Source organism: Fusicatenibacter faecihominis, assembly GCF_020686945.1.
Lineage (GTDB): Bacteria > Bacillota > Clostridia > Lachnospirales > Lachnospiraceae > Limivivens > Limivivens faecihominis.
In genome coordinates this window covers 21,514-35,764 of record NZ_JAJEPR010000015.1, presented here as the reverse complement: position 1 = coordinate 35,764, position 14,251 = coordinate 21,514, and the positions used below count along the sequence as shown (strand labels likewise).

General features: G+C 50.9%; 12 protein-coding genes. 2 read left to right on the top strand and 10 right to left on the bottom strand.

Annotation, left to right across the window (positions count from 1 at the left end):
* Positions 1 to 5: 5 nt before the first annotated feature.
* The 8 genes from LKD71_RS10045 to LKD71_RS10010 all read right to left on the bottom strand — a co-directional run bounded on the left by LKD71_RS10045 (position 6) and on the right by LKD71_RS10010 (position 10,351).
* Positions 6 to 1,256, bottom strand: coding sequence for a 3-isopropylmalate dehydratase large subunit (locus LKD71_RS10045; protein WP_227615296.1), 1,251 nt, complete (start codon positions 1,254 to 1,256; stop codon positions 6 to 8).
* Positions 1,256 to 1,741, bottom strand: a complete 486-nt coding sequence (locus tag LKD71_RS10040; protein WP_227615295.1) for a LeuD/DmdB family oxidoreductase small subunit — start codon at positions 1,739 to 1,741, stop codon at positions 1,256 to 1,258. The genes LKD71_RS10045 and LKD71_RS10040 overlap by 1 nt, the downstream gene beginning before the upstream one ends.
* Positions 1,742 to 1,859: 118 nt before the next feature.
* Entirely contained in the window at positions 1,860 to 2,798 is a 939-nt protein-coding gene (tsf, locus tag LKD71_RS10035) for a translation elongation factor Ts (RefSeq protein ID WP_117763941.1), read from the bottom strand.
* Between the two features lie 27 nt (positions 2,799 to 2,825).
* The gene (gene rpsB / locus LKD71_RS10030) at positions 2,826 to 3,569 is read right to left on the bottom strand and encodes a 30S ribosomal protein S2 (RefSeq protein WP_178046639.1); all 744 of its coding nucleotides are present in this window, start codon (positions 3,567 to 3,569) and stop codon (positions 2,826 to 2,828) included.
* 204 nt (positions 3,570 to 3,773) lie between these two features.
* A complete protein-coding gene (locus LKD71_RS10025; RefSeq protein WP_227615294.1) occupies positions 3,774 to 5,039 on the bottom strand; it encodes an ABC transporter permease in 1,266 nt (421 codons plus the stop codon).
* Between the two features lie 51 nt (positions 5,040 to 5,090).
* The gene (locus tag LKD71_RS10020) at positions 5,091 to 8,123 is read right to left on the bottom strand and encodes an efflux RND transporter periplasmic adaptor subunit (protein ID WP_227615293.1); all 3,033 of its coding nucleotides are present in this window, start codon (positions 8,121 to 8,123) and stop codon (positions 5,091 to 5,093) included.
* Positions 8,120 to 8,809: an ABC transporter ATP-binding protein gene (locus tag LKD71_RS10015; protein WP_305038938.1), complete on the bottom strand. Its 690-nt coding sequence runs from the start codon at positions 8,807 to 8,809 to the stop codon at positions 8,120 to 8,122. The genes LKD71_RS10020 and LKD71_RS10015 overlap by 4 nt, the downstream gene beginning before the upstream one ends.
* A gap of 3 nt (positions 8,810 to 8,812) precedes the next feature.
* Entirely contained in the window at positions 8,813 to 10,351 is a 1,539-nt protein-coding gene (locus LKD71_RS10010) for an efflux RND transporter periplasmic adaptor subunit (protein ID WP_227615292.1), read from the bottom strand.
* Positions 10,352 to 10,584: 233 nt separating this feature from the next.
* On the opposite strand from LKD71_RS10010, the gene LKD71_RS10005 reads away from it, so the two are divergent.
* Both LKD71_RS10005 and LKD71_RS10000 read left to right on the top strand, forming a co-directional pair.
* Positions 10,585 to 10,860, top strand: coding sequence for a DUF1294 domain-containing protein (locus LKD71_RS10005; RefSeq protein ID WP_178045512.1), 276 nt, complete (start codon positions 10,585 to 10,587; stop codon positions 10,858 to 10,860).
* 21 nt (positions 10,861 to 10,881) lie between these two features.
* Positions 10,882 to 11,946: a hypothetical protein gene (locus LKD71_RS10000; RefSeq protein ID WP_227615291.1), complete on the top strand. Its 1,065-nt coding sequence runs from the start codon at positions 10,882 to 10,884 to the stop codon at positions 11,944 to 11,946.
* A 147-nt stretch (positions 11,947 to 12,093) separates the two neighbouring features.
* On the opposite strand, the gene hisS is transcribed toward LKD71_RS10000, so the two are convergent.
* Positions 12,094 to 13,347, bottom strand: coding sequence for a histidine--tRNA ligase (hisS, locus tag LKD71_RS09995; protein ID WP_178045510.1), 1,254 nt, complete (start codon positions 13,345 to 13,347; stop codon positions 12,094 to 12,096).
* Positions 13,347 to 13,955: an HD-GYP domain-containing protein gene (locus tag LKD71_RS09990; RefSeq protein WP_227615290.1), complete on the bottom strand. Its 609-nt coding sequence runs from the start codon at positions 13,953 to 13,955 to the stop codon at positions 13,347 to 13,349. The genes hisS and LKD71_RS09990 overlap by 1 nt, the downstream gene beginning before the upstream one ends.
* Positions 13,956 to 14,251 lie beyond the last annotated feature (296 nt).

Sequence of the window (14,251 nt, the reverse complement as noted above, 5' to 3'; positions counted from 1 at the left end):
CTTCCTCAGATCTCACTTGCCAGGGCGATCTTTCCGGCGATGGCGGAAGCGGTCACTGTTGCGGCGGAGCCTAAGTAAACCTTGGAGCTCGGATGGCCCGCACGTCCCTTGAAGTTTCTGGTTCCGGTGCTGATCAGCACTTCATTTTCACCGATGACACCCTGACAGCTTCCCCAGCAGACGCTGCAGTTGGGGTTCATGACGATGGCTCCGGCCTCCATGAAGATATCGATCAGTCCCTCTTTTAATGCCTGACGGTAAACCGTAAGACTGGCGGGAACCACGAGGAAACGCACCTTGTCAGCCACTTTTTTACCCCTGATGATCTCAGCGCCAACACGGAGATCCTCGATCCGGCCGTTGTTGCAGGAGCCTAAGAAGGCCTCGTCAATGGGGATGCCTGCCACTTCCTCAGCGGGAACCACATTGTCCACGAAATCCGGTTTTGCTGCTACGGGACGGATCTTGGAGAGGTCGAAGGTGTACTCTCCTGCGTAAACGGCGTCGGGATCGCTCTTATAAATGGCCTTCGGCTCTCTTCCGTGCTCTTTTAAATACTCCAGAGCCTTTTCATCGGCCTCAAAGATACCGGTCTTGGCTCCCGCCTCCACAGCCATATTGCAGAGCACCATCCGGTCGCTGATGCTTAAGGTCTTGGCACCTTCTCCGGTGAACTCCATAACCTGATAGTTGCAGCCGTTGGCTCCGATCTCACCGATGATAGTCAGGATCAGGTCTCTGGCATAGACACCCTCCGGCAGTTTACCGATGAGGTTGAATTTTACGGTCTCCGGAACCAGCACCCAGGAGGTACCAGTCACCATGCCGTAGAGGAAATCCGTGCAACCCACGCCCGTACCGAAAGCACCCAGGGCTCCGTAAGAGCAGGTATGGCTGTCTGCGCCGAAGATCAGCTCGCCGGGACGGACATAATTCTCCATCATCACCTGATGACATACGCCTTTGCCCTCCCAGAAATCAATATGATTCTCTTTGGCAAAGTCCCGCATTTTCTTCTGGGAAGCAGCGGTTTTCGGATTATCGGAGGGAACGTTGTGGTCCACAATAAACACGAGCTTCTTTGTGTCCTTGATATGTGGATGTTTTAATTTATTCCGGTACATATCCACCGTCAGATGGGTGGTTCCGTCATTGCTCATAAGACGGTCCAGCTCTACGGTATGGATATCTCCCGGTTTCACAGAGTCCACGCCGGCGGCTGCCGCGATGATTTTTTCAGCGATGGTCATTCCCATTATTCTTCCTCCTCCCGATTCAGAGAAGCGATCAGGCCGCCCTGATTCAGTATGTTCTGCATGTACTCCGGCAGCTTCGTGCAGGAATACGTTTTTCCATTGGCCTCAGCAGTTCCCTCAGACATATGAAGAACCATGGTATCACCGGTCTTCACCTCGTCGGGAAGATCCTTGCAGACGATGGCCGGAAGTCCGATGTTGATGGCATTCCGGAAAAAGATCCGGGCAAAGGATTTGGCAATGACAGCCTGTACGCCCAGAGCCTTCAAGACGCCGGGGGCCTGCTCTCTTGAGGAGCCGCAGCCGAAATTCTCACCGCCGATGACAAAATCGCCCGGTTTTACCTTTTTGGAGAAATCCGGATCCAGAGACTCAAATGTATGGCTCTTCATCTCCTCCAGATTTGGAAGCAAAAGGTACTGGGATGCGATGATCTGGTCCGTATCCAGATCGTTATGAAATTTGAAGATCGTTCCTTTTTCCATAAGACAGTGTCCTCTTTCTTTTGAAAAAAGACCCCTGGAATCCCATGTACACTCCAGAACAGAGTGTTCACAAGACTCCCGGAGTCTTTCCTGATTCAACTTTTCAGTTCAGTGCCAATTAAGCGTTCATCTGTTTTGCAACTTCTGCTGCGAAGTCCTCGTTCTTCTTCTCAAGGCCTTCACCAGTCTCGAAACGAACGAAGCCCTTGATGGTGATGTTAGCGCCTGCAGCTTTTGCTACAGAGTCAACATATGCTTTTACAGACTGTTTTCCGTCCTCAGCTTTTACATAAACCTGGTCAAGCAGGCAGATCTCTTTCAGCTCTTTGTTTACACGGCCGTTGATCATGCCCTCGATAACCTTCTCCGGTTTAGCAGACTCTTTCGGATCGTTTTTGATCTGAGCAAGAAGGATCTCTTTCTCATGTGCGATATAGTCTGCGGAGATCTCGTCTCTGCTGGTGTAGAGCGGTTTCAGAGCAGCTACCTGCATAGCTACGTTCTTAGCCATCTCTTTAACTTCGTCATTTACCACGTCGGTAACAACGTCAACCAGAACACCGATCTTTCCGCCAGCGTGAATGTAGGAAGCAACGAAACCGTTCTCCTCTTTCACCTGCTGGAAACGACGGATCTTCAGGTTCTCGCCGATAACAGCGATCTGAGCTGCCAGCTCCTCAGCTACAGTCTTGCTCTCATCCAGGTGCCATTTCTCAGCCAGGAAAGCGTCGATGTCGGCTGCCTCGGTGGTCAGAGCCTGATCTGCAACTGTCTTTACATAGTTACGGAATTTCTCGTTCTTTGCAACGAAGTCGGTCTCAGAGTTAACCTCTACGGCTACTGCACTCTTGCCGTCCTCAGCTACAACGTCAACTACGATACCCTCAGCTGCGATTCTGTTGGCTTTCTTCTGAGCCTTTGCAAGACCTTTCTCTCTCAGGAACTCAACGGCTTTGTCCATATCGCCGTCGGTCTCAGTCAGAGCCTTTTTGCAGTCCATCATGCCTGCGCCGGTCATTTCTCTCAGTTCTTTTACCATTGCTGCTGTAATAGCCATTTTTACATTCCCTCCGTCGTATGATGATTACTCTTCTACCGGTGCTTCCTCGGTCTCCACATCGGTTCCCTCGTAAACTTCTTCCTCGGCACCCTGATTTGCCTCGATAACAGCGTCTGCCATCTTGGAAACGATCAGTTTTACGGCACGGATTGCATCGTCGTTACCCGGGATTACATAGTCCAGCTCTTCCGGATCGCAGTTGGTATCAGCGATACCGATCAGCGGAATACCCAGGGTATGAGCTTCCTGTACGCAGATTCTCTCTTTTTTCGGATCTACTACGAAGATAGCATCCGGAATCTTCTTCATATCTTTGATTCCGCCCAGGTTCTTCTGCAGTTTGTCCATCTCTTTGCGAAGAGCGATAACCTCTTTCTTCGGCAGTACGTCGAAAGTACCGTCCTGCTCCATGGTCTCGATCTCTTTCAGACGATTGATACGGCTCTGGATAGTCTTGAAGTTGGTCAGCATTCCGCCGAGCCATCTCTCATTTACATAGTACATTCCGCAGCGCTCAGCCTCGGTCTTTACAGCGTCCTGAGCCTGTTTCTTGGTACCAACGAAAAGGATGTTTCCACCCTCAGCAGCGATATCAAATACTGCCTTGTATGCGGTGTCAACCATTCCTACAGATTTCTGAAGGTCGATGATGTAGATGCCGTTTCTCTCGGTGTAGATGTAGGGAGCCATTTTGGGGTTCCATCTTCTGGTCTGATGACCAAAATGTACGCCGGCTTCGAGTAACTGTTTCATTGAAATAACGCTCATGTCTTTTATCTCCTTTGGTTTTGTTCTTCCGCATGTTTTATTCTTCCTTGGAAACCTCTTCGGGCACCGTCCTCGGAATCCGCATGCGTGTTTTATTTTAGACTATGGCAGTATAACACGGATCGGGGCGTTTCGCAAGCCCCTTTTTTCCGTTTTTCTGCAAAAAACAGCTCCCCGGTGAATTTCCGGAGAGCTGAAAAATGCTTACTCGTGACGCAAGGCATCGATGGGATTCAGGTTAGCCGCCTTGATGGAAGGAAGGAGACCGAACAGGATACCGATGAGCATGGAGAATACCACGGAAACCACGATAACGGGAATGCTGATGGCTGTCGGCGTATCCGTCATGTTGGATATAACCTTCGCCAGTATATTTCCCACGACGACACCGATGATGCCTCCCATACTGGTGAGCACGGCCGCCTCGGTGAGGAACTGGGCCAGAATCCTCTTTTTCTTGGCTCCGATAGCCTTCTTAAGACCAATCTCGCTGGTTCTCTCGGTGACGGTCACGAGCATGATGTTCATAACGCCGATGCCACCGACCAGAAGAGAAATACCGGCGATCCAGATGAGCTGCTGGTTAGCAGCGGTGTTCATCTTCTGCTCTTCCTCGATCTTCTCGATCATCTTATCTGCCTTGTATTTGATATCTGAATTATTTCCTACGCTTAAAAGAGCGTTGGCAATGTTCTTCACATCTTTTCCCACGGTTTTCATATAGTCCGTATTGGCCGCCTTGATGACGATATTCATCGGCTCATCATATTGGAAGGAGATTCCCCAATCCGCAGAAGGAATGTAAACTACGCCGCTGCTGTCGGAATCGCCCATCAAGCTATTGTACTCGTCGATGGAATTGATGACGGGCTGGTATTCATCCTTTTTCTGGGCTACGCCGATGACAATGTAGGGAGTGCCGCCAAACTCAATGGTTTTTCCTAAAGGGCTGTCTTCCTGGAAAAGGCTTGTGGCCGCGGTGTCATCCAGAATCGCTACGCGGCGGAAATCCGTGTAATCTTTGTCGAGGAAGGATCTTCCTGTCCGGATCTCATAACCGCAGGTATTGAAATAATGGTTGTCGATACCCATGATGGACGCACCCTGGAGATTCGTGTTCTGATACCAGACGTCGCTGGAATAGCTCCGGCTGGTGTAAAAAGTGATATCTTCCACGCCCTCCACAGCCAGCATTTTTTCCCGGTCGCTCTCGGTAAAGACCGGGACGCCGGCCGGGATGCCGGTATAATCGTCAAATTCATATTCCGAATCGGACCGGCAGAGTTTTACGTTTACCGTATTATTTCCTGCTCCCAGAAGGTTCTGCTTCAGCTGCTCATTAGTTCCCTGAATCGTGGACGCAATGGCGATGATGGATGCGATACCGATGATGATACCGAGCATCGTCAGAAGAGAACGCATCTTGTGGGACCAGACTCCCTGAAAGGATAATCTTATATTTTCTAACACTTTTCTACCTCCGAAAATCGCCTCTGGCGATGGAATTTTGACTTAACCGGATCAATAAACCGCTTCCTCATAGGCGCCTTCCTCGTAGGACCCTTCCTCATAGGATCCTTCGTCGTAATTGCCCTCGTCATAGTTTTCGCCGTCTATATTGTCCATTCCGCTGTCATAATTCTCCATTCCAGAGGAGTTGTCATCCTCATCGTCTGCATACTCGCTCGCTACCTTGGTCTTCGCTCCCTCTTTGACATTTTTTCCATATGGAAAAGCAATCGCATCATCGATACTCAGACCTTCTTTGACCTCAATGGTGCTGCCGTAAAGAGTCTTTCCGGTGCGGACATACTGTTTTTTCAACAGACCGTCTTCTCCTTTGATGTATACATAACTCTGGCCGTTTTCCTTTCGGATATACATTTTATCAATGTAAATACTGTCTGCGGAGGTACTGGCATCTTCTTCAATCTTCAGCTCCGCATATTCATAATCGGAAAGGCCGTCCGCATTCTCAATATATGCCAGGAACGGATAACTGGAGGCATTCGGATTCATATCACTGGACCAGTAGCTCTGGGAAGTGGTAGGATATTTGGAGATCTCCGTGATTTCCGCGGTAAAAGAAGTATAAGATTCATAGGAATAACCGCTGATCCTGCTTCCAACCTTGACTTTTCCGAGATCCGACTCACTCAGGGTTCCCTGAACATAAAGGCCGGAATCGCTGGTGACAAGGATAAAGGCTTTTCCATCCACCTCACCGATGGCGGGGTCTCCCACGCTCTTTACCACTCCATGGATACTGCTGGTGACGGTGGAGTCGTCGATCTCACGCTGAGTTTTTTCGATTTTCAGGGTATTCTCTCTCTGATTCAGCTGCAGATCCTTGATTTCCTTTTCTTTATCCTCGATTGCCTTCTTCAGTTCTGATGCCGTATAGCTGTCACCGTTGTTATCATCCCAGGGCGGGTCATACCAGTCATCACTTTCCGTCTCCGTTTCTTCTGTTTCATCCGGAAGCTCCGGAACTACCTTCTGCAGCCCGGAGGTCGTAAAGATCCAGCTGAGATCCGGGGCAAAGGCTTTTTCGGTAGGAGTGGTGCCGCGGATGAGAAGGGATTTGATAAAACCGCCGGACATCTCGTCGCCTTCGCGGATCTCAAGAACTGCATAGCAGCCTTCCCCGTCTCCCTTCATTCCTCCATTCTTTCTGGAGGTTCCGGCCTCATTAAAGCCCAGGATCCGGTTCATAAAGGATGCCCGGATCACCGCTCCGTCTGCGCAGAAGAACACATAGGGATTCTCCTTGGTACCTTCGCCTCTGTAAGGCTTCGTATTATAGGTCAGGACCTTCTTTGCCTTGATTCGCTCAAGCGGAGAGGGCTCCGGCTCCTCGGTGGCCGGTTCTGTAGCAGGAGTTTCCGTCTCGGTGGCCGGTTCTGTTTCCGTAGTCGGCTCGGTCTCTGTTGTCGGCTCCGTGACAGGCGTTTCCGGTTCTGTCACAGGCTCTTCGGTCTCAGTAGCCGGGGCCTCGGTCGCATTTGTCTCGCTTCCCGGAGTTTCTGTTTCCGTTGCTGACGTTTCTGTAGCGGAAGTCTCAGTCGGCGGCGTTTCTGATTCTGTCACAGGAGTCTCGGTTTCTGTGCCGGGAGTTTCCGTCCCGTTTGTCTCGGAAGCCGCGGTCTCACTGCTGCCGGTCTCACTCGTGTTTCCAGATTCGCTCCCGTCTCCGCCGATCACAATATCCGTAACATCACTGGAACCGGTCTCGCTCTCGGAGGTGGCATTTTTCACCTCATCGGAGATAGTCTCGGTCCAGAAGTCCGCTCCGTCTTTGGCCGTCAGGCGGCTTCCGTCACCCTCTTCCTCGTTTGCCGGAAGCTGTACGCCTTTGGCGGCAAAACGCCATTTGGTGTCTTTAGCAAACGCCTTGTCGGTCTCCTTTGTTCCGTCGATATCAAGGGTGCTTAGGACCTCTCCCTCGGTCTGGTTTCCTTTCCGGATCTCCAGTCTGGCGTAACAGCCCTGGCCATCCTCTGTCATTCCGCCGCCTTCTCTTACAGAACCGTCTTCTACAAAGCCCAGGATCTTATTTAAGAAAGAGCCCTGGATCACCGCTCCGTCTGCACAGAGAAACACATAGGGATTTTCTTTTGTCCCGTCTCCCTCTAAGGGTTTGCTCCGATAAGTCAGCATTTTAAGGATCTTATCCTCCGTCTTGACCGCAGGTGCGGGATCATTTCCGCCCAGTCCGTTTCCTGATGACGGATCCAGTGTGATCATATCAGAACTTTCTGCTTCCTGAGCCTGTACGGCCGCAGCCCCGGCAGATGATGGTTCTGGCGCTGTCGTTTCCGATGCTTTTGTTTCCGGTACCGCTGTCTCTGCTGCCTGTGTTTCCGGTGCTGCCGTCTCTGGCGCCTGTGTTTCCGGTGCTGATGTTTCCGGCACTGTCGTTTCCGGGCTTGCCGGGCTTGTCTCTGGCGCCTGCGTTTCCGGCGCTGCTGTCTCTGCTGCTGCCGTTTCAGGCGTCGGTGTTTCTTCTCCGCCCTCTGCCGCTGCGGTCAGATTCATCGGATTCAGGATTGCTTTCGCCTGATCATCGATCACGCTGTCAGAATCCAAATAGCTTCCGCTGTCATCATTTTCCAAGTTGGAAAGATCCGATGAGGTAGAGGAAGAACTATCCGCCACCGGTGTGATACTCTTCAGCTTCTTCAGATCCTTTTCTGCTCCCTTGATCTCCAGTTCGATGGATTTTCCTTCCAGCTGGTAGGATTCCAGATTCAGCTCCAGAAGGGTCGTGTCGTAGGAGAGAAGCTTGTCTCCCACTTTGACTTTATCGCCTTCTTTTACATAGACCTGATTGATGACATTATTGGAATCCAGATGGACTTCCTGATTGGCTTTGGATGTGATGGTTCCGCTGGAGCTGGTCTCACTTCCCCAGTACCCCTGGTTTAAGTTGGCCACGGAAGTCACCTCCACCGGACTTCCTCCGTTTTTGACCAGGTGGTAGATGCCGTATCCTCCACCGCCTACTGCCGCCAGCGAGAAAATTGTGATTAGTATGATCGTACGCTTTTTCACAGCGTCACCTCCTGAGGCTTATATTCCGATATCTCACCATCGAAGATATCGACTCTCCGTTTCGCGAATCCGGCGACATGGCTGTCATGGGTGATCATGATCACCGTCACGCCTTCCTGATTCAGTGTGGTAAACAGATCCATAACCTGGGCGCTGGACTTGGAATCCAATGCTCCGGTGGGCTCGTCCGCCAGCAGGATCTTTGGCTGGTTTACCATGGCCCGGGCAATGGCAACTCGCTGCTTCTGACCTCCGGACAGCTGGTTCGGAACGAAATTTATTCGGTCAGAAAGCCCTACTTTATCGAGGGCCGCCGCCGCCCGTTTCAGCCGTTCTCTTTTTCCCACCCCTGCATAAATCAGGGGAAGGGCTACATTCTCCACAGCGGTCTGCCGGGGAAGCAGCTGGAAGTTCTGAAAGACGAAGCCGAGTTTTTTCAGGCGGACATCCGCCAGAGCATTTTCGCTCAGGTTCAGGATATCCAGACCGTCCAGCTTGAAATCGCCCTTGGTGGGTTTATCGAGACAGCCAATGATATTCATCAGTGTGGATTTTCCGGAACCGGAAGGTCCCATGATAGCCAGGTACTCGCCCTCTTCCACATTCAGATTCACATCTTTCAGCACCGGCACCACTATGTTTCCGGGATAATAATCTTTATAAATATGATGCATTTCCAAAATCAAGGTTTATTCCTCCCCAGAAGCAGCGGTCTCTTCCTCGCCGTCAAGATTTGTGACACCGTCGTCTGCACTGTCATCCAGAAGCTCTCCGTCATCCGTATAAACGCCGTCGTCGTAATAAGCTTCGTCCCCGCTCAGATCGTCAACATTGCCGTCCCCGGTATCCAGATATTCTTCTCCGGTCTCATCCAGGCTGTAATCACCGCTGTCATAGAGTCCGTCGTCCTCGCTGTAATCGCTGTAGCCACTGTAGTCGCCGCCAATATAGGTTTCTCCGTCACCGATGCCTGTAGCGCTCGCTGCTCCGGTTCCAATTGTGGCATTGTCGATGTTCCGCTCCGCCGTCATGCCTGCCTGAATATCAGAGGATGGGAAGGCGATGTAATCCTCTCTGGTGAGGCCGTCCGTGATCTCATAGAGATCCAGCTCCTCGTCGTATTCGCCCAAAGTCACCTTCCGCTCCTCCATCTTATCCTGAGAATCGGCAGCCCAGACATAACCCGTGCCGTCGCCATTCTGTATAATATAGTAGCTGTTCAGCCATACGCCATCCTGATGCTTATACTGGCCGTTGTCGATCTCCACATAGACGTGCTGTCCAAGAATCAGGTCGCTGGAATCATCCAGCTCCACATAGAAATTGTAATTGCTGCTGGAACTGTCGTTGGAACTGCTTCCATAATTATAGTTGTCGTTGTTGTTCTGGGCCGTCTTCTCTGTGTCCAGACTGCCCATCGTGCCGCTCCAGGTCTCGTCGTCGTTGACTCTGGAATGAACGATGACCGGAAGACCTGCCTGCACTGCGCTCCGGTTCTGTTCATTGGCAGTGGCCTTTACCCGGTAGTTTCCGGCAGAAAGAATCGTCATGAAGGCATTGCTGTCATCATTGCTGCTGTATCCATATGAAGAACTGCCGGCATCCTCGTTGATACTCTTGACAATACCGTCCATCTCGGACTGCACGGTGGCGTTCGCAATCGTATTTTTCAACTGCTCAATAGTGACGTTCTGTTTTTTCAGGTCGTACTGGCTCTTCTTCAGGGAATTTTCCTTGGTCTGGATCAGGTTTGTGTACTCCAGACGCTGATCCTCATCCTTGACATTGGCCAGCTCTTTATTCATCGTGTCGATCTGCTTCTGGGTGGTCTCGATATCGGAATTTAAGCGATCCAGCTCGATCTGAGCGTCCACCAGGTTCTCCTCTGCCTCTGAGGTATCATAGGTGAAAAGATCCTGTCCGGCCTTTACCTGATCTCCCTCCGCCACATAGATCTCCTTGATCTTTTTATCGCTGGAGGCCTCGATCTTCCAGGTTTTCTGAGGCTCAATGACACCGCTAAACCGCTGATTGGTTCCGCTCACGTCAGGATTCAATATCTTCTCGACAGAGTCCACATAGACGCTGCCTTCCGTTTTATCTGATTTTTTCAAAAAGGACAGCTCAAGCGTTCCGTCCTGGACCCTTTTCCAGACAACGACTCCGGAGCCGCCTGCGGCAATGACAGCCACCAGAACTACCCCGGCGATCACTTTCTTTTTTTTCATGGTCTCCTCCTAAAAATTCATGCAACTATTCAGGTGCCTTCCAGTTTGCTCCTGTTTACTGTGCCATTATAGCACGTTCATTCTGGAGTGCCTACTTAAATTTCCCTTAATGTTCCGTATTTTACCTGAATTTTGTGTTGATTTTGTGAAGATTTTGTTTTCCGCCTTCATTTGACACCGAGCCCCTTTTCCGCTACAATGGACTCAACCAAATCAAAGAAAGGAAGTTTCTCATGCAATTTTTGATCGGATGGTGTATTATTTTCAGCCTGATCGGGTTCTGTTCGATGGGGATCGACAAGAGAAAAGCACAGTTGGGGAAATGGCGGATTCCGGAACGGACCCTTTTTCTCATCGCGATTCTGGGCGGCTCCCCGGGGTCCATTGCGGGCATGTTCTTTTTTCGCCACAAAACACGGCACGCGTCTTTCCGCTACGGCCTGCCACTGATCTTCGTTCTGGAGCTGATCGCGGTTCTCTTTCTATACCGCCTGAGATTCACGGCATAAACCACGCATAAGGAGGCTCTTATGAAAAATTTACGGAATATCCTTTTTCTCTTTCTGGTGTTTCTTCTCACCGGCTGCGGGGCGAAGACTCCGGAAAAACTGGTTCGCTCCTCTCTCGAGCAGATCAAAAAACTGGATGAAAAAACCATCCAGAACTTCGTTTCCTATCAGGATCTCGTTCAGAACAAGACCCGGGACACCGACGTCGGAGAAGAAACCAGCGAGGCGGTCCGGCTGTTCTTTCAGAATTTTGACTACTCGATTCTCTCCACGGAAACCAACGAGGATACGGCGACGGTCACAGTGGAAATCAAAAATCTGGATGCTAAGACCCTGGCCCACGATCTCTGCCTGGCTTTGACAAAGATCTCCGCGGACCCGAGAACCGAGGACGCAACCACGATGAACTCCTATTTCACGGTTCTTCGCGATATCCTGAAAACCAATACATACGAGGAAAGCACAACCACCGCCAGTTTTGGTCTGCTTCGTCAGTCTGGAAACTGGAAAATCCAGACCACTGAAGAATTGAAAGACGAGATCGTAAGCGGTCTCATCACTGCTCTTAAGGATCCCTACCTCCTCACACCGGAGGAAGTGGCTGACGCCACTCTAGGAGTCTTTACGGATTTTTCTCCTGAAGACTGGGTTTCTTATCTTGGCATGCACGATGTCTTCGCCATCGGAAGCGAACAGTCCGACCAGGTGGACTTAAGCCTGGCCTCCCAGATCGCCTCCTGCTTCCATTATAATGTGACCCAGCTTCGCGTCAACGGCGACGACGCCACGGCCAGCGCAGATATCACGAGCCTTGACATGGCTTCGGTTCTCAAGGCTTATAAGCAGAAACTTCTCGCCTATGCCGAAACCACCGAATCCTTACGCGCCTCCGATTCCGAGATCGCCGACAAATCGGCGAAGCTTCTGAAGGAAGCCCTGGATGAAAATGAGGCCACGATCCTCCGCTCCGTCCCCCTCACCTTCCATAATAATGGCTCCACCTGGGAAATGACTATCGGCGAGGAGTTCAGCGAGGTGATCCTCGGCGGCTCCGACGATGCCCTGAGCACCTTCCACGACAACTGACAGAAACGAGATACGCTACGCGAATCTCGCCCTGATTAGCGGTCGTCAAATGCACTTGCACAAGTGCGTGCATTTTCCTTGTCGCCATAACAAAAAACCGCTGTCCGGTTTAAGAGAATCCCTCTTCTTCCGACCAGCGGTTCTTTTTTACTTTTCTACATAAAAGCTGCGGATTTCCGTATAGCCCTCTTTTTCGAGCTGCTCTACCTGGAATTTCCGGTTTTTCTTCATCTGTACCACATTGACCTGTACGCCTGTAGCTCTCTCTGCCTTGGCCTCCTCGAAGACTTTGATGAGAGCGTCCCCGGCGATTCCTTTTTCAATCAGGAAGGCTTTCTTCTCTTTTCTGGAGGGGATCTGGTAATCCTTCTCCAGAAGCAGCATGACAATACGCTCAAAGCCGACGGAGAAACCGCAGGCCGGCGTGTTCTGGCCGGTGAAACGTCCGATCATCTCGTCATAACGGCCGCCGCCGCCCACAGAACCGCCGAAGCCGTCGATGCTGATCTCAAAGATCGGGCCGGTGTAATAGGACATGCCGCGCACCAGAGTCGGGTCGAAGACCAGCTTGAAGTCTGCGGTCTTGACTGCTTCCACGCTCGTAATGATGGTCTCGAGGTCCTCGGCACATTTCGGATCCAGGAAACCGGTCAGTTTCTCTTTCAGGTAACGGATGCCGGCAAGATCCGGTGTCACCTCGCGGTAGAGCTCCAGATATTTCTCTGCCTTTTCCTTCTCGTAGCCTGCTTTTACAAGCTCCTCTTCCACGCCTTCAAGGCCGATCTTATCCATCTTGTCCAGGATAATGAAAACCTCGTCGTAAGCCTCCTCCGGGAAACCACTGTAAGCAGCCATAGCTTTCAGGATCTTACGGTCGTTGATGCGGATCGTGAAGCCCTGGAAATCCAGCTTTCCAACCAGAGTGGAAGTAGCCTGGATGAGCTCGATCTCAGCGAGAATCGTTGGCTCGCCGAGGATATCGATATCACACTGCATGAACTGACGGTAACGGCCTCTCTGGGGACGGTCTGCTCTCCACACATTGCCCATCTGCAGAGCCTTGAAAGGGCTCGGAAGCTCGTTGGCATTGTTGGAATAGTAACGGGAAAGCGGCACGGTCAGGTCATAGCGAAGACCGCCATCCACGAGGTCTGCATCGCTCTGGGCTGTCTCCAGTTTGAGCTTCTCTCCCCGTTTCATGATCTTGAAGATCAGTTTCTCGTTCTCTCCGCCCTGTTTGCTGGAAAGGTTCTCGATGTGCTCCACGCAGGGAGTCTCAATATTTACAAAACCGAACATTCCGTAGGTCTCTTTGATGAGATTCATCACATAGTTTCGGATCTCCATCTCTCTGGGCAGAATGTCTTTCATACCGGTGACCGGTTTCTTCTTTAATGGCATTATCTTAATTCCTCCTCATTCAGGTCAAAAACCTGCTTATTTATTTCCATGATCTCCTCTATGTGCGGCCCGTGAACTACTCTCTGAAAAGCCAGAAAAACGCCCACGTCAAAATCCTTGATCTCGTCGATCATCAGCGCCACAGCCTCCTCCATGGAAAAGGCTTTCCGGTAGGGCCGGTCCGAGATCAGGGCCGCAAAGGTATCTGAGACTCTTAAAATCCTCGCCCCTAGAGGGATCTCTTCTCCCGCCAGGTTGGAAGGATATCCGGAACCGTCATAATTTTCATGGTGATGCAGAATGGACTGCAAGACAAATTCCGAATAATGGCGTTCATTCAGGATCGCATATCCCATAGTGGAATGTGTTCTCACATACTTCAGCTCCTCGATGGTCAGCGGATCCGGCTCTCTGCTGTAGAGATATTTGGCGATCTCAAGCTTTCCGATATCATGGACCATTCCCGCCACTGCCATCTCGTGGCAGGTTTCAGGAGGCAGTCCCATTTCGCACGCTACCTGAAAAGCCAAATTGCTCACGCACATGCCATGTGTCAGCTCCGCGGCCAGGTTCAGCCGTAAAATGTGTCCTGTTGTTCTTTTCTCCATTTTAAAAATCCTTTGTATTTTTTGTATAATTGTCCGTGTACCATTATAAGTTTCGCACGAAACCCTGTCAACCTATTTTTCTGCCCCAGCGCGAAATACGCTACGCGCAACAGCTCTACATCATATGCTTTGAAATTGACATTTGCTACATGATCTGCCTGAATCTGTGCATCGTAAGTGTCGTGTACATCTTTTCGCACACGAGAGAGACTTTGAAAAAGGAGAACTGTCCGGACAACGTGGAACTTTTTCTGGAAAGTCACACGGAGAGAGGCGGCCATGCGAAAGCCACCAGA